This is a genomic window from Halovivax ruber XH-70 (assembly GCF_000328525.1).
Classification (GTDB): Archaea; Halobacteriota; Halobacteria; order Halobacteriales; family Natrialbaceae; genus Halovivax; species Halovivax ruber.
The window spans coordinates 1,974,834-1,988,834 of the sequence record NC_019964.1 but is presented as its reverse complement, the minus strand read 5'-3'; the positions used below and the strand labels follow the sequence as shown (position 1 = coordinate 1,988,834).

The window sequence follows — 14,001 nt, the reverse complement described above, 5'->3', positions numbered from 1 at the left end:
ACCATGAGCAAGCAACCACGCACACAGCGAACGCAGACGGACCGTGCCCCGCTGCACAAGCGCGGCACGCAGCTGCACGCGACGCTCACCGAGGAGCTCCGCGAGGAGTACGACACCCGTCGCACGCGCGTCAACGCCGGTGATACGGTCGAAGTGATGCGCGGCGATTACGCCGGGACGGAGGGAGAGGTTCTCACCGTCTCGCTTCGCGACGGCGTCATCCACGTCGAAGACGTCACGGTCGAGACGGCCGACGGCGAGGAAGTCCCTCGCCCGCTCGACGCGTCGAACGTCCGCATCACGGACCTCGACCTGAGCGACGAGCGTCGCGAGGCACGACTCGAAGGTGATAGCGAATGAGCAACCATCAGAAACGACTCTCGGTACCGAAGTCCTGGCCGGTCGAGCGAAAGACCGACACCTTCACGGTGAAAGCTGGGGCCGGCCCGCACGGTGAAGACGGCGTTCCGCTGCTCATCTTGCTGCGGGACGTGCTCGAGTACGTCGACAACCGAAAGGAGGCGCGCTACGCACTCGCGAACGACGCAGTGCTCGTCAACGGCGACGAGATCAGCGACGAGGAGCGCCCGATCGGGATGTTCGACATTCTGGCGTTCCCCGACCGCGAGGAGGCCTACCGCGTCTTCCCGGACGAGGGTGGCCGCCTCTCGCTGACCCCGATCGACGCCGAATCGGCCGAGAGCCGACTCGGCAAGGTCGAGGGCAAACGACAGGTCACCGGCGGCGTCACGCAGCTCTCGCTGCACGACGGCACCAACGTGACCGTCGACGACGAGGCCACCTACGGTGTGAACGACTCCGTCGTCGTCGACAACGAGTCGAAGGAGATCGTCGCACACTTCCCGTACGAAGAATCGGCGCTCGTGACGGCCGTTCGCGGCAACCACGCCGGCAAGATCGGTCAGGTCGCCGAGATCGACGTCACGCCCGGGAGCGGCTCGAACATCGTCACCGTCGAAGCGGCCGAGGCGGCCGCGACGGACGAGGAATTCGAGACCGTCGAGGAGTACGTCGTCGTCATCGACGAGAACTTCACGGGTAGCGAGGCTGCTGCCTCGGATGCGAGCGGTGAAACCGCGAGCGCAGGTGATGACGAATGAGCGACGCCGAATCGTCGGCAGACTTCCACTCGATGCGCGAACCGCGCGTCGAGAAAGCTGTCGTCCACATGGGCGTCGGGCAGGGCGGTCGCGAACTGGCCGACGCCGAGGACATCATCGAAGAGATCTCCGGTCAGCAGAGCGTCCGCACGCAAGCGGCCGCGACCGAACCGGAGTTCGGCATTCGCCAGGGTGAGCCGATCGGGACGAAAGTCACGCTCCGTGGCGACGACGCACACGAGTTCCTCGAGACGGCGCTGCCGATCGCGGACCTTTCCGCTCGCCAGTTCGACGAGACGGGGAACTTCAGCTTCGGTGTCGCCGAGCACACCGACTTCCCCAGCCAGGAGTACGACCCGAACATCGGGATCTACGGACTGGACGTGACCGTCAACCTGGTCCGTCCCGGCTATCGCGTTGCGAAACGCGATCAGGCAACCCGGTCGATCCCGTCGAACCATCGACTGACGCCCGAGGACTCGATTCGATTCCTCGAGGCGGCGTTCGACGTGGAGGTAGACGATGAGTGAAAGTGAGAACGAACAGACGGGCGAGCACGCCGCAAAGCGCACGGGACAGCTTGAGTCCTGTCAGCGCTGTGGCCGCAAGCAGGGACTTGTCGGGAAGTACGACATCAATCTCTGCCGCCAGTGCTTCCGCGAGATCGCCCGCGACATGGGATTCAAGAAGTACAGATGACAGGTAACGACCCACTCAGCAACGCGCTCTCGGGCATCGACAACGCAGAGAGCGTGGGCCATCTGAGCCACGAGGTACGGCCCGCCTCGAACGTGATCGGACAGGTACTCGAGGTCTTCTACGACCGCGGGTACGTCGACGGCTTCGAGTTCGTCGACGACGGCAAAGGCGGTCAGTTCGAGGTTGAATTGAACGGAGCGATCAACGAGTGCGGCCCCGTCAAGCCACGCTACAGTGCCGGCGCCGACGAGTTCGAGAAGTGGGAGAAGCGATTCCTCCCCGCTCGGGACTTCGGTGCGCTCGTCGTCACGACGAGCGAGGGCATCATGAGCCACTACGAGGCTCGTGAGCGGGCCATTGGGGGTCAGGTGATCGCGTACGTCTACTAGAGCAATGGCACGAACAACACTCACCATACCCGACGACGTAACAGTCGAGGTCGACCATCTCGACGTGACGGTCGATGGGCCGGAAGGGACGGTCTCCCGTCGCCTCTGGTACCCGGACGTCACCGTCGAGGTAGATGGCGACCAGGTGGTTATCGAGAGCGACGCCGACGACGCCAAGACGACGGCGACGGTCGGCACGTTCGAGAGCCACGTCCGCAACGCCTTCCACGGCGTGACCGACAACTGGGAGTACGAGATGGAAGTCTTCTACTCACACTTCCCAATGCAGGTCGACGTCGAAGGCGACGAAGTCGTCATCGAGAACTTCCTCGGCGAGAAAGCACCGCGACGAACGACTATCCACGGTGATACCCAGGTGAACGTCGATGGCGAGGCCATCACGCTCTCCGGACCGAACAAAGAACACGTCGGCCAGACCGCAGCTGATATCGAGCAGCTGACCCAGGTCACTGGGAAGGACACGCGTGTCTTCCAGGACGGCGTCTACATCACCGCCAAACCCAGCACGGGAGGTGCCTGATCATGTCCGAGGACGAATCTGACGACGCCGAAGCAGCAGTCGAGGAGGGAACTCCCGAGAGCTTAGAGGAGATCAGTGGCGTTGGCGCGAGCAAGGCCGACGCACTTCGCGAGGCCGGATTCGAGTCCGTCGACGACGTCAAAGAAGCCTCCCAGGACGACCTGGCGGCGGTCGAAGGCGTCGGTATGGCGCTTGCGGCCCGAATCAAGGCTGACGTCGGCGATCTCGAGGTCGACGAGGAGACCGAAGCCGAGATCGAAGACGAGGCCGAGCCCGAAGCGGAGGACGAGGCCGAAGACGTCGAGACCGAACTGCAGCCCCGGGGTCTGACCGAGAAGGAGCCCGATCTCTCCGACGAGGAGGGGCGGCTCCTGACCGAGCGGCACCACGAGGGCAAACCGCAGTTCAATCGACAGGACTACCACAAGAAAAAGCGGACGCCGGAATCCTGGCGAAAGCCGCGTGGTGGTCTCTCGAAGCAGCGCCGCGGCGTGAAGGGCAAGGGCCCGAAAGTCGAGGCCGGCTACCGGACGCCGACGACGGTGCGCGGCAAGCACCCGAGCGGATTCGAGGAAATCCGCGTCGAGAACACGGACGACTTAGACGGCGTCGACGGCGACACCGAAGCTGTTCGTATCGCCGGGTCGGTCGGTGCTCGCAAGCGCGAACGCATCGAAGAACAGGCCGAGGACGCAGGCATTCGCGTTCTCAACCCGACCTACGTCGAAGTGGAGGTAGACGAATGACGGACCTGAGTGCACAGAAGCGACTCGCAGCAGACGTCCTCGACGTCGGCAAGAATCGTATCTGGTTCGATCCGGACGCCCAGGGAGAGATCTCCCAGGCGATCACGCGCGAGGAGATCCGCGAACTCGTCGACGACGGCACGATCCGTGCCGAGGACGCCCGCGGTAACTCCCGCGGTCGAGCCCGCGAACGGAACGCGAAGCGAGCATACGGCCACCAGAAGGGGCCGGGCAAGCGACGCGGGAAGGCGGGTGCCCGTCAGGATAGCAAGGAACAGTGGCGAAATCAGATTCGGGCTCAGCGACGGAAACTGCGCGAACTGCGTGACTCGGACGAGCTTACGCCGACCGAGTACCGCGAACTCTACCGCAAAGCTGGCGGTGGCGAGTTCCGCAGCGTCCGGTACATGCTGACCTTCATCGAGAACGAATACGGTGACGAATAATGGCAACAGGACCACGATATAAGGTACCGATGCGACGTCGCCGGGAGGTCCGGACGGACTACCATCAGAGGTTGCGCCTGCTGAAATCGGGCAAGCCGCGCCTCGTCGCGCGGACGTCCAACGCGCACGTCAGGGCGCAGCTGATCACTCCCGGCCCCCAGGGCGACGAAACACATGCAAGCGCACACTCGGGTGACTTAGCCGAGTTCGGCTGGGAAGCACCCACGAGTAACCTGCCTGCGGCGTATCTGACCGGCCTCCTGGCCGGCACGCGAGCGGTCGAGGCCGGTGTCGAGGAAGCGGTTCTCGATCTGGGTCTCCACACGGCGACGCCGGGCAACAAGGTGTTCGCGGTTCAGGAGGGTGCGATCGACGCGGGGCTCGAGATCCCGCACAACGACAGCGTCCTCGCCGACTGGTCGCGCACGCGCGGCGAACACATCGCCGAGTACGCCGAGTCGCTCGACGAACCGCTGTACAGCGGTGACTTCGATGCGGCCGACCTCCCCGAGCACTTCGATACGGTACGAGAGGAGATCAGCAATGAGTAACCGACAGGACGGCGGGTGGGAACCCGTCACACGACTAGGGCGAAAGGTACAGGAGGGCGAGATCGACACGATGTCGGCCGCACTCGACTCCGGGCTTCCGCTGAAGGAGCCGGAGCTCGTCGACCAGCTCCTGCCGGGGCTGGACGACGAGGTACTCGACATCAACATGGTCCAGCGGATGACCGACTCCGGACGACGCGTGAAGTTCCGCTGTGTCGTCACCGTCGGTGACCGAAACGGCTTCGTCGGCTACGCCGAGGGGCGAGACGACCAGGTCGGATCGGCCATCCAGAAGGCTATCGAGATCGCGAAACTGAACATCATCGAGGTTCCCCGCGGCTCCGGGTCGTGGGAGGACCGATCGGACCGGCCACACTCGCTGACCCACCGAACCAGCGGGAAGGCCGGCTCGGTCGAGGTCGACGTCATCCCGGCACCCGAGGGGCTTGGACTGGCCGCGAGCGACACCGTTCGCGCCGTCCTCGAACTCGCGGGTATCGAGAACGCCTGGACACAGAGCCACGGCAACACTCGGACGACGGTCAACCTCGCGAAAGCGACGTTCAACGCGCTCGAGAACGCCTCGCAGTCCCGCATGCCGGCTCGGACGCAGGCTGACGAGGACGCCGAGGTGGTCGAGCGATGAAGGCACTCGTCCAGCTTCGCGGCGAGGTCGACCGCTCGGACGCGGTCGACGACACGCTGATGATGCTCAACATCCCCGAGGTCAACCACGCGACGCTCGTCCCCGAACGGGACACTTACCGCGGGATGATCACGAAGGTCCACGACTACGTCGCGTACGGTGAACCCAGCACGGACGTGCTCGCGACGGTGCTCTCGAAGCGGGCCGAGCCGCTCGAAGGCCGCCAGTCCGACGTCGACGAAGCGTGGGTCGCCGACAACACGGCCTACGGCGACTTCGATGGGCTCGCCGAGGCACTACTCGAAGAGGAAACGACACTTCGCGAGGAAGGACTCTCCCCGACGCTTCGCCTGCACCCGCCACGCGGTGGGCACGACGGTATCAAGAAGCCGACGGGCGACGGTGGCCAACTCGGAAAGCATACAACGGAGCAGATTAACGACCTGCTAGAATCGATGCGCTAACCATGACGAGTAAGAAAAAGCGCCAGCGCGGATCGCGAACCCACAGCGGCGGGACGCACAAGAACCGCCGTGGAGCCGGCCATCGAGGCGGCCGCGGCCGCGCCGGGCGGAGCAAACACGAGTTCCACAACTACGAACCGAAGCACAAACACGGCTTCAAGCGCCCGCAGGACGCGCAGCCGACGGTCGAAGAGGTAGACGTCCGTACGCTGGACGAGGACCTCCCGCTGCTCGTCGCCGACGGTGTGGCCGAGGAGACCGACGACGGGTACGCGATCGATGCCCGCGACGTCGCCGACGACGGAGACGACGTCGACCTCGTGAAGGTTCTCGGCTCCGGTCAGGTCCACGACGCGCTCTCCGTGACCGCCGACGCGTTCACCGACGGTGCACGTGAAAAACTCGAAGCCGCTGGTGGCGCCGCCGTCCTTACCGAGCGTGGCGAGGCGCGAGCCGCCGAAACCGACGACGAGGAGACAGAGGACTAATACATGGGCTGGAAGGAAGCCGCAGAACCCGTACTCGCGCGGATGCCCACGGTCCGCAGACCGGAGGGACACGTTCCCTTCAAGCGAAAACTCATGTGGACCGGGGCGATCCTGGTACTGTACTTCTTCCTGACGAACATCGCCATCTTGGGGACGTCAGGGGGAGGTGAGGACCTCTTTGGGGAGTTCCGGGCGATTCTGGCTGGTCAGCAGGGCTCCATCCTGCAGGTCGGGATCGGTCCGATCGTCACGGCGAGCATCGTCTTACAGTTGCTCGGTGGGGCGAACCTGCTCGGGCTTGACACTGACGATCCACGGGATCAGGTCCTCTATCAGGGACTGCAGAAGCTGCTCGTGGTCGTGATGACGGCACTAACCGCCGCGCCGCTGGTGCTGGCGGGAGGCGGCTTCCTGGTACCCGCCCAGCAGCTAGAACTGGGAAGTCTCACCTTCGGTCCGACGGGCGTGAAACTGATCATGTTCGCCCAGATCTTCGTCGGGGGGATCCTCATCCTCTACATGGACGAGGTCGTGAGCAAGTGGGGCGTCGGCAGCGGTGTCGGCCTCTTCATCATCGCCGGCGTGAGCCAGATGCTCATTGGGGGCTTCTTCGCCCTGGAACGAGGAGCCGGGTTCTTCTACAACTGGTTCCTCATCTTGACTGGCGACGTCCAGATCGACTCCATTATCGGCGGGAACGGGCTCTACCAGTTGCTCGTCTCGGAGGGCCAGATCATCGCGCTGATGACGACGCTCTTGATCTTCCTGATCGTCGTCTACACGGAGTCGGTTCGCGTGGAGATTCCGCTCAGCCACTCGCGCGTGAAGGGTGCCCGGGGACGGTTCCCGGTCAAACTCATCTACGCGAGCGTCCTGCCGATGATCCTCGTTCGCGCTGTCCAGGCGAACATACAGTTCATGGGCCAAATCCTGAATCAACAGTGGAGCGAGATGCCAAAGTTCCTCGGCACCTACTCCGGCGGGGAACCGGCGAGCGGGTTCTTCTACTATACGGCGCCGATCTACCGGCCTGATGACTGGATGTGGTGGGCCGGTGTCACCCAGGAGACGTGGCAGGTACTCCTGCGGATCGGCGTCGACCTCACGTTCATGGTGATCGGCGGTGCCATCTTCGCCATCTTCTGGGTCGAGACGACCGACATGGGGCCGGAGTCGACGGCCAAACAGATCCAGAATTCCGGGATGCAGATTCCCGGCTTCCGCCAGAACGTCGGCGTCGTCGAGAAGGTCATGGAGCGGTACATTCCGCAGGTGACCGTCATCGGCGGTGCGCTCGTCGGCCTCCTGGCCGTCTGGGCGAACATGCTCGGGACCATCGGCGGCGTCACCGGGACTGGCCTGCTGCTGGCCGTCTCCATCACCTACAAGCTTTACGAGGAGATCGCCGAAGAGCAGATGATGGAGATGCACCCGATGATGCGCCAGATGTTCGGCTCCGAGTAATCGACCTCGGTCGCTTTTGCCCGCGTTCAGCTATTCACAGAACGGTTTGCCCGCGATCGGCGACCGATAGGGCATACGTTTCATCCAGATCCGGTGCCGCCGTACTTCTCTCTCGGTTGCCAGAGCCCGCACCAGTCGACGGACCGGACCTCGCCGGCGACGACGGCACATGCACCGATCCCGTCACCCGATTTATCGTCGATATAGAACGTGCAGTTCCCACAGAGCATCCCTTCCTGCGGACCGCACGCGTAACCAGCCTCTGTCTTCGACGCGAGGTTCTCTTCGGATTGTCGTTCGAGGCCATCGATACTCAGCGCCGTCGCCTCTTCCTCGGGGACGCTGTCGTCGAGTTGTTCGAGGCAGTCGTTGGGTTCCTCGACGGCAATCGGCTCGCTCGTGGGTGTGTTGATGCACCCGGCCGAGAGCGCCAACGAGCCACCGGCAGCGAGCATGAGTATCCGTCGGCGAGTCGTCCTCCCTGAATCCATAGCCCGTCGTACACCGTTCGGCGTTATAATGCCCATCCGGGCCAGCACCTGCTGAAGCCGTTTGTACGCATTCGCGAGGGAACCGGTCGGTGAACGTGAATACAGGTTATTTGTCAATCGTTGTGGAAGGGACCCCGTGAGAATCGATGACGGACCCTCCCCATCCAGTCGAGCTGGCTTGGCTTACCGTGACCTGCGCGGATACGACCGACACGGGGGTGAACCCCGATGAGTGATTCGGCGGACGATTCGTTCCACCCACTCGGCCCCGAGTGGGAGGCCGACCTCGAGGCGACGCTCGACGAGACCGAGTACGACACCGAGCTCGGACTCGCCATGGCCGAGGACGCGATGGCCGTCACGGCTGGTGAACTCTCCGAGGAAACCTTCCACGAGCGGTATCACGAGGCTGTGTTGTCGGAGTTCGGTCAGGATGACCGACCGACTGCCGAGGCTGCCGAGCAAGCGTCGCAGTCTCGAGTCGAATCGCTCACCGACCTCGATGGTGACGTCGATCGTCGGGCGGTGCTCGCGACACTCGGCGCAGCGGGAGCCGCTCTCGGGTTGGGAAATGCTGTCGGTGACGATCGGCCCGAATCGACCGCAGCACAGGTCGACGAAGGCACGGAGACGGGCGTCCAGTGGGGGATGTCGATCGACCTCGAGATCTGCGACGGGTGTCTGGCCTGTATGCAGGCCTGCCAGCAGGAACACCGGTGGGATCCGGGGATGAACTGGATGTACGTGATGGACTGGGAGTCGCCCGAGGCGGATCTCAACACCGGCCGAGGTCGCCTCGTTCGGCCGTGCCAACACTGCACCGACGCGCCCTGCGAGAAGGTCTGTCCGACGACGGCCAGACACACGAGGGGGTCGGACGGACTCGTCCTGACGGATTACGACGTCTGTATCGGCTGTCGGTACTGTCAGGTGGCCTGTCCCTACGGCGTCAACTATTTCCAGTGGAACGAGCCCTACGTTCCGCTCAACGAGATCGAGGAGAATCACTACTACGATGCCCGTGGGCGACCGGTCTCGAGCAGGGCTCCGCGCGGCGTCATGAGCAAGTGTACGTTCTGTCCGACCCGGCAGGACGGATCGCGCGGCCAGGACGCCGTCGGGACGACCGCGTGCGAGGACGCCTGCCCCCCGGGGGCGATTCAGTTCGGTGATATGAACGACGAAGAGAGCGACCCGCAGCAGTATCTTTCGGATATCCCTCTGGCCAGGCTCCAGGAGCGCAACCCCGACGACGAGCAACTACAGGCGGCGGTCGCTATTCTCACCGGCGAGGAAGAACCGGCGGAATCGGCTGCGGAGGGACTGACCGAAGAGGAAGCGCGATCCCTCGTCGACGACGCGGCCGGCGAAAGCGCCGCGACGTTTCAGCTACTCGCCGAGGTTGGAACCGACCCGAACGTCATCTACGTCGGCAACGAACCCGGTCCGCACGCGGAACAGGTTCCGGGCCCGATTAGCTACGAAGAAGCCGGCTTGCTAGACAACGAGATGGATCGTCTGGAGGAAGGGACGGTCCGGTTCGAATAGTCGATGGCGGATCGTTGCAAGCGAGGTGATACGGTCGCGGTGGTCGCAGGATGATCGATCGCAATCAAATAGTCGTCCGTGCGGTCCAACTCAGCGAAGAGAACCGTCGTCGGTGAACTTACGCGCCCTGAATCGAGTACCCTGCCGCGGCGACGAGCAGGAGCACCATGAAGAGCGACGTCAACATCATGTACGTGATCGATCGCGGCTCCTCGACGAGGTGCTGGAACCAGCCGGCGATGAGGACGATTTTGATCGACGCGAGGACGACGATGACACCGACGAACATGCCCGTGCCGAGGGGGAGCATTTCGAATCCGACCTTCGCCGTTGCTAACGCGAGCAACAGTATGTAAATGATCGTGTAGGTCCTGATGCTACTCATTACGACGTACTCGGTGTGGGCGTCACTTATAGCTTCCTCATGCGTGTCGTCGCCGGTAGCTCCCGTCTGCGGGTTTTGCGCCATTGCTCACTCGTAGCCGTCACGATAGGGTCGCGTTCGCCAGGCTACTGGAGATGCAGGCGCTGTGAAATTCAGCGAGTGAGTCAATGAAGAAGTCGGGTTTCGAGCGAACAATCCGTGGGTGTCTCCGCCGTCTACATCAGGTAGAACAGCGGGAAGAGGATGACCCAGACGATGTCGACGAAGTGCCAGTAGAGACCGAAGTACTCCAGGTGTCGGTTGTCACCCAGGTAGGCATCGATCGTGTAGACACGGTAGAGCATGAAGATCCCGATCAGGAGCCCCATGATCACGTGCAGCGCGTGGAGGCCGGTGGTGACGTAGTACATCGAGTACTCGAGGCCGCTGAACCAGTAGTCACCATCTGCGAACTTTCCAGCCCACTCCCAGCCCTTGATGCCGAGGAAGCCGATGCCGAGGATGATCGTTGCCCCGAGCGTCGCCAGCACGCCCTTCTTGTTCGAGCGTTCGGCCATCACGAGTGCAAGGATGACCGTGAAGCTCGAGGTGAGAAGCACGTACGTGTTGAGGAGCCCTGGCCAGGTGTAGTTCGGAATCGTGTGGAACGTCCCCCAGCCGGACCACAGGCGCATGAAGACGTACGCGCCGATGGCGGCACCGAAGACGATCACGTCGGACGCCAGGAACACCCAGACGCCGAACTTCGTGGTGTCGATTCCTTCGAACGGCCAGCGCTCGGCGACGTTCATCGTCGGCGCCTCGAACTGTTCGGTCCCCAGCTTGAACAGCGAGTAAAGCAGGAGGCCGAGGCCGCCAACGAACGCGGTGATGTAGCCCCATCGCATTTCGCCGGAACCGACGATCAGATCCGTAGAGGCCGCCGGATCGGAGATGGCTGCTTCGTTCAAGTTGTTGGCGAGTTGATCGCCGAGCAGTTCGATGACCACGCTGGTCATGCCCGAGAGGCCGACGAACATGATGAACGTGCTGAGGCCCAGCATGAACGGCCAGATGCTGGCGTGATCGACGTGTGCTTCTTCGTGCGTACTCGCCGCGTCGTCGGTCCTGTCGGCCTCCATCGTCGCGTCGGTGACGGCGCCCCCGTCAGTTGCGACCGGTTCGGTCACACCGTCAGTGGCTTCGTCGTCGATGACTGTGCCGCCGTCCGTCATGATGGTCGGATCGTCATCGTCGTCGGGTTCCGTATCGTCCACTGTCGTTCCGCCGTCCGTCGCAACTGCTGGGTCGTCCGCCTCGCCGCCGTCAGTGGCGGTCTCGGTCGAATCGTCGACGAACTCGAGTGTGCCGGATCGGTAGGTCGGTCGACCCGGCCAGTTGTCGAGCGGTGGCGGCGATGGAATCGCCCACTCGGCCGTGCGGGAGAATTTCCACGGGTTGTCGGGTGCTTTTGGCCCGTAGAGCAGGCTCCAGGCGAAGTTCACGAACATGATCAGGAACGAGAATCCGAAGAAGTACGCTCCCACGGTCGTGAGCTGATGCCAGATCAGGTCGCCAGCCTGGTAGTGGAAGACGCGTCGGGGTGTCTCCCAGGTGAGGAACATCGGGAAGTAAAGCAGGTTGAACCCGATGAAGTAGGCGGCGAAGTGAAGCTTCCCGGCGAACTCGTGGTACATCTTCCCCGTGATCTTCGGCCACCAGTAGTACAGCCCGCCGACGAGGGCAGTGACACCGGAGACCATCACGTAGTGGAAGTGGGCCACGACCCAGTAGGTGCCGCGGAACTCGTAGTCGAGCACGACGGCGCCCAGGAAGACCCCGGTGATCCCGCCCAGGATGAACAGGACGAGGGCTCCGAGATTGAAGAGGAACGGCGTCGTGAAGCGGACGCGCCCCTTGACCATCGTGTAGATCAGTGCGAAGACCATCAGGTCGAACGGTAACGAGATCCCGATGGTCGTCGCCATGTAGAGCGTCTTGATCTCCAGGTTGATCGTCGTGAGGAACATGTGGTGCATCCAGACCAGGAAGGACTGGACGGCAACGAGGACCATCGCGATGATGACCCACTTGCGGCCGACGAGGCGTCGACCCGTGAAGGTCTGGAACGTCTCGAACATGAGTCCCAGTGCGGGGAAGAAGACGATGTAGACCTCTGGGTGGCCGAAGAACCAGAAGAGGTGGCCCCACAACAGGGACGACCCTTCTGCGGTCGCGAAGTACTGCGTCAGGAAGATGCGGTCGATCGAGAGAAGCAACAGCGCTGCGAGGAGCGCCGCGAACGCGAAGAGCATCATCCAGACGGTGAGGAGCCACGACCAGGTGAACAACGGCATGTTCCAGAGGCCGAGTCCCTCAGCCCGCATGCGATGGATGGTGGTCATGAAGTTCACCGTCCCGAAGCTGATCGACATGACGAACATCATCAGCGCGATGATCGTCATGTTCGAACCTGCCGTCGCTTCCATCGCGAGCGTGTACGTTGGCACGTTGAGCGGTGCGTACATCGTCCACCCGCCGCCGAACGAGCCACCCTGGAAGAACGCGAGCATGAAGAGGATGCCCGAGAACAGGTAGAACCAGTAACTCAGGGCGTTCAGTCGTGGGAACGCGAGGTCGTCGGCACCGATCTGTAGCGGGACGACGTAGTTCGCAAACCCGGTCGCGAACGGCGAGAGGAACCAGAAGACCATGATGAGTCCGTGTGAGGTTACCGACTGGTTGAACTCGGCCCCGCTCAGCAGTCCGGTTCCACCGGACTCCCAGAGGTGTGCGCGGAAGACCAGGGCGAAGAGCCCGCCGAGCAGCAGGAAGAACATTGCGGTGACGAGATACATAACCCCGACGTCCTTGTGGTTGGTCGTCACCAGCCACCGCTTCAGCGAGCGTCGTGGTGGAAGCTCACTCATCAGTTCTCACCTCCGGACTCGTTGGTCTGTTCGTTATTGTTGGACGTTCCCTCGTCGGGACTGTCTGCACCTTCGTCATTGTTGTCTCCACTGTCACCTTCACTGTTGTTTCCACCGTCGCTCTCTTCGTCGTCTGACTGCTGGGCAGCCATGTACGATTCGAACTCTTCGGCCGTGGCGTCGACCGAGAGCTCACCGGACTCGACTGCGCTGTACAGGTCTCCCGGTGCCTCTGCGTCCATGGCAGCGGCGAAGAGCTCTTCGTTCACGACGATCAGGTCGTGGTTCATCCCGCTGTGTCCACTGCCACATAGTTCGTAGCACTGGACGCCCGTATCGTAGACACCCGTTTCATCGGCTTCGAACCAGGTGTTCTCGTATTCGCCCGGGATCGCGTCCGCTTTCACGCGGAACTCGGAGATTCCGAACGTGTGCCAGACGTCGGTACCGGTCACGTTCGTGGCGATCGGGACGTCAGCGGGGATAACGAGTTCGTTCCCCTGCGTTCCACCACCCTCTCCCTGATAGTTGTGTTCGTACTGGAAGCTAAATGCGCTCGCTCTCACCGTAAGGTCGTGGTACTGGTCGACCTCTTCTTCGTTCTGAACCTGAATGTCTCCTCCCTGTCCGATTCCGCCTGGTCCATCTTCGACGTACAGCAGCATGCCGTACGTCCAGACGATCAGCGAGATGACGATGATCGCCGAGAGGATAAAGGACATGAAGAGTTTCTTTCCGCCCGTTCCACCGACCGGTAACTCTCCGACTTCGGGGCGACTATCCGCTTTGGGATCGTCGACGGCTTCGTCGTCGCGGTAAATGTACGCGTTGTACATGATATACAGAACGACGACGATTCCGACGAGTGTGCCGAGCCCCAGGAAGACCTGGAAAATCAACTCGAACACGTCCCCGCGTGTCATCTCCGATGTCGGAGTCAGTAGTGCTTGATAGATCGTGTTCACCTCTATTTGATCGTTGTCCGACGATGGCGTGCGTATCTACTTATCTATTGGGACTTCGCTCCGCGGCCCGCGAAATTTCGGGGCATTACGACCACGACATCGCGACTCACTAGTACTTGGAGAGAATCGTCTTGATTCTACCGTTCCT

Annotated in this window: 18 protein-coding genes; 14 read left to right on the top strand and 4 right to left on the bottom strand. The window is 62.6% G+C overall.

The genetic code is table 11. From position 1 onward, the window contains the following. Positions 1-3: 3 nt before the first annotated feature. Genes rplX through secY form a run of 13 tightly spaced genes read left to right on the top strand, consistent with a single transcriptional unit; the run spans position 4 to position 7,555 of the window. Complete coding sequence (gene rplX, locus HALRU_RS09460) at positions 4-360, top strand: 50S ribosomal protein L24 (protein ID WP_015301167.1); 357 nt, start codon at positions 4-6, stop codon at positions 358-360. Further along, positions 357-1,121 carry a 30S ribosomal protein S4e gene (locus tag HALRU_RS09455; RefSeq protein ID WP_015301166.1) on the top strand — a complete coding sequence of 255 codons (765 nt, stop codon included), beginning with the start codon at positions 357-359 and terminating at the stop codon, positions 1,119-1,121. Before rplX ends, HALRU_RS09455 begins: the two co-directional genes overlap by 4 nt. Next, positions 1,118-1,651 carry a 50S ribosomal protein L5 gene (locus HALRU_RS09450; RefSeq protein WP_015301165.1) on the top strand — a complete coding sequence of 178 codons (534 nt, stop codon included), beginning with the start codon at positions 1,118-1,120 and terminating at the stop codon, positions 1,649-1,651. The genes HALRU_RS09455 and HALRU_RS09450 overlap by 4 nt, the downstream gene beginning before the upstream one ends. After that, positions 1,644-1,820 carry a 30S ribosomal protein S14 gene (locus tag HALRU_RS09445; protein ID WP_007704220.1) on the top strand — a complete coding sequence of 59 codons (177 nt, stop codon included), beginning with the start codon at positions 1,644-1,646 and terminating at the stop codon, positions 1,818-1,820. Before HALRU_RS09450 ends, HALRU_RS09445 begins: the two co-directional genes overlap by 8 nt. After that, complete coding sequence (locus HALRU_RS09440) at positions 1,817-2,209, top strand: 30S ribosomal protein S8 (protein WP_015301164.1); 393 nt, start codon at positions 1,817-1,819, stop codon at positions 2,207-2,209. Before HALRU_RS09445 ends, HALRU_RS09440 begins: the two co-directional genes overlap by 4 nt. Before the next feature lie 4 nt (positions 2,210-2,213). Continuing rightward, on the top strand, positions 2,214-2,750 hold the full coding sequence (locus HALRU_RS09435; protein WP_015301163.1) for a 50S ribosomal protein L6: 537 nt from the start codon (positions 2,214-2,216) through the stop codon (positions 2,748-2,750). Between the two features lie 2 nt (positions 2,751-2,752). After that, complete coding sequence (locus HALRU_RS09430) at positions 2,753-3,496, top strand: 50S ribosomal protein L32e (RefSeq protein ID WP_015301162.1); 744 nt, start codon at positions 2,753-2,755, stop codon at positions 3,494-3,496. Then, a complete protein-coding gene (locus tag HALRU_RS09425) occupies positions 3,493-3,942 on the top strand; it encodes a 50S ribosomal protein L19e (RefSeq protein WP_007704228.1) in 450 nt (149 codons plus the stop codon). Before HALRU_RS09430 ends, HALRU_RS09425 begins: the two co-directional genes overlap by 4 nt. Further along, the gene (locus HALRU_RS09420) at positions 3,942-4,493 is read left to right on the top strand and encodes a 50S ribosomal protein L18 (protein ID WP_015301161.1); all 552 of its coding nucleotides are present in this window, start codon (positions 3,942-3,944) and stop codon (positions 4,491-4,493) included. The genes HALRU_RS09425 and HALRU_RS09420 overlap by 1 nt, the downstream gene beginning before the upstream one ends. Next, complete coding sequence (locus tag HALRU_RS09415) at positions 4,486-5,139, top strand: 30S ribosomal protein S5 (protein WP_015301160.1); 654 nt, start codon at positions 4,486-4,488, stop codon at positions 5,137-5,139. The genes HALRU_RS09420 and HALRU_RS09415 overlap by 8 nt, the downstream gene beginning before the upstream one ends. Next, positions 5,136-5,603, top strand: coding sequence for a 50S ribosomal protein L30 (gene rpmD, locus HALRU_RS09410; RefSeq protein WP_015301159.1), 468 nt, complete (start codon positions 5,136-5,138; stop codon positions 5,601-5,603). The genes HALRU_RS09415 and rpmD overlap by 4 nt, the downstream gene beginning before the upstream one ends. 2 nt (positions 5,604-5,605) lie before the next feature. Further along, positions 5,606-6,091: an uL15m family ribosomal protein gene (locus tag HALRU_RS09405; protein ID WP_007704236.1), complete on the top strand. Its 486-nt coding sequence runs from the start codon at positions 5,606-5,608 to the stop codon at positions 6,089-6,091. 3 nt (positions 6,092-6,094) lie between these two features. Then, positions 6,095-7,555, top strand: coding sequence for a preprotein translocase subunit SecY (gene secY / locus HALRU_RS09400; RefSeq protein WP_015301158.1), 1,461 nt, complete (start codon positions 6,095-6,097; stop codon positions 7,553-7,555). 80 nt (positions 7,556-7,635) lie between these two features. Here secY and HALRU_RS09395 read toward each other — a convergent pair whose 3' ends face one another. Then, positions 7,636-8,046 (bottom strand): high-potential iron-sulfur protein, encoded by a 411-nt coding sequence (locus tag HALRU_RS09395; protein WP_245547735.1) that lies wholly within the window; start codon positions 8,044-8,046, stop codon positions 7,636-7,638. A 228-nt stretch (positions 8,047-8,274) separates the two neighbouring features. On the opposite strand from HALRU_RS09395, the gene HALRU_RS09390 reads away from it, so the two are divergent. Next, on the top strand, positions 8,275-9,594 hold the full coding sequence (locus tag HALRU_RS09390; RefSeq protein ID WP_015301156.1) for a 4Fe-4S ferredoxin N-terminal domain-containing protein: 1,320 nt from the start codon (positions 8,275-8,277) through the stop codon (positions 9,592-9,594). 118 nt (positions 9,595-9,712) lie between these two features. Here HALRU_RS09390 and HALRU_RS09385 read toward each other — a convergent pair whose 3' ends face one another. From HALRU_RS09385 to HALRU_RS09375, 3 genes are all read right to left on the bottom strand, one after another. Further along, a complete protein-coding gene (locus tag HALRU_RS09385) occupies positions 9,713-9,979 on the bottom strand; it encodes a cytochrome C oxidase subunit IV family protein (protein WP_148680491.1) in 267 nt (88 codons plus the stop codon). A 215-nt stretch (positions 9,980-10,194) separates the two neighbouring features. After that, a complete protein-coding gene (locus HALRU_RS09380; protein WP_015301154.1) occupies positions 10,195-12,888 on the bottom strand; it encodes a cbb3-type cytochrome c oxidase subunit I in 2,694 nt (897 codons plus the stop codon). Continuing rightward, the gene (locus HALRU_RS09375) at positions 12,888-13,811 is read right to left on the bottom strand and encodes a heme/copper-type cytochrome/quinol oxidase subunit 2 (protein WP_015301153.1); all 924 of its coding nucleotides are present in this window, start codon (positions 13,809-13,811) and stop codon (positions 12,888-12,890) included. The genes HALRU_RS09380 and HALRU_RS09375 overlap by 1 nt, the downstream gene beginning before the upstream one ends. Positions 13,812-14,001: the final 190 nt, after the last annotated feature.

Coding starts and splice junctions, on each gene's coding strand:
- HALRU_RS09390 (WP_015301156.1), top strand. CDS start 8,275: ATGAGTGATTCGGCGGACGATTCGTTCCACCCACTCGGCCCCGAGTGG.
- HALRU_RS09430 (WP_015301162.1), top strand. CDS start 2,753: ATGTCCGAGGACGAATCTGACGACGCCGAAGCAGCAGTCGAGGAGGGA.
- secY (WP_015301158.1), top strand. CDS start 6,095: ATGGGCTGGAAGGAAGCCGCAGAACCCGTACTCGCGCGGATGCCCACG.
- rplX (WP_015301167.1), top strand. CDS start 4: ATGAGCAAGCAACCACGCACACAGCGAACGCAGACGGACCGTGCCCCG.
- HALRU_RS09375 (WP_015301153.1), bottom strand. CDS start 13,811: ATGACACGCGGGGACGTGTTCGAGTTGATTTTCCAGGTCTTCCTGGGG.
- HALRU_RS09435 (WP_015301163.1), top strand. CDS start 2,214: ATGGCACGAACAACACTCACCATACCCGACGACGTAACAGTCGAGGTC.
- HALRU_RS09440 (WP_015301164.1), top strand. CDS start 1,817: ATGACAGGTAACGACCCACTCAGCAACGCGCTCTCGGGCATCGACAAC.
- HALRU_RS09415 (WP_015301160.1), top strand. CDS start 4,486: ATGAGTAACCGACAGGACGGCGGGTGGGAACCCGTCACACGACTAGGG.
- HALRU_RS09455 (WP_015301166.1), top strand. CDS start 357: ATGAGCAACCATCAGAAACGACTCTCGGTACCGAAGTCCTGGCCGGTC.
- HALRU_RS09425 (WP_007704228.1), top strand. CDS start 3,493: ATGACGGACCTGAGTGCACAGAAGCGACTCGCAGCAGACGTCCTCGAC.
- HALRU_RS09445 (WP_007704220.1), top strand. CDS start 1,644: ATGAGTGAAAGTGAGAACGAACAGACGGGCGAGCACGCCGCAAAGCGC.
- HALRU_RS09420 (WP_015301161.1), top strand. CDS start 3,942: ATGGCAACAGGACCACGATATAAGGTACCGATGCGACGTCGCCGGGAG.
- HALRU_RS09405 (WP_007704236.1), top strand. CDS start 5,606: ATGACGAGTAAGAAAAAGCGCCAGCGCGGATCGCGAACCCACAGCGGC.
- HALRU_RS09450 (WP_015301165.1), top strand. CDS start 1,118: ATGAGCGACGCCGAATCGTCGGCAGACTTCCACTCGATGCGCGAACCG.
- rpmD (WP_015301159.1), top strand. CDS start 5,136: ATGAAGGCACTCGTCCAGCTTCGCGGCGAGGTCGACCGCTCGGACGCG.
- HALRU_RS09380 (WP_015301154.1), bottom strand. CDS start 12,888: ATGAGTGAGCTTCCACCACGACGCTCGCTGAAGCGGTGGCTGGTGACG.
- HALRU_RS09395 (WP_245547735.1), bottom strand. CDS start 8,046: ATGGATTCAGGGAGGACGACTCGCCGACGGATACTCATGCTCGCTGCC.
- HALRU_RS09385 (WP_148680491.1), bottom strand. CDS start 9,979: ATGAGTAGCATCAGGACCTACACGATCATTTACATACTGTTGCTCGCG.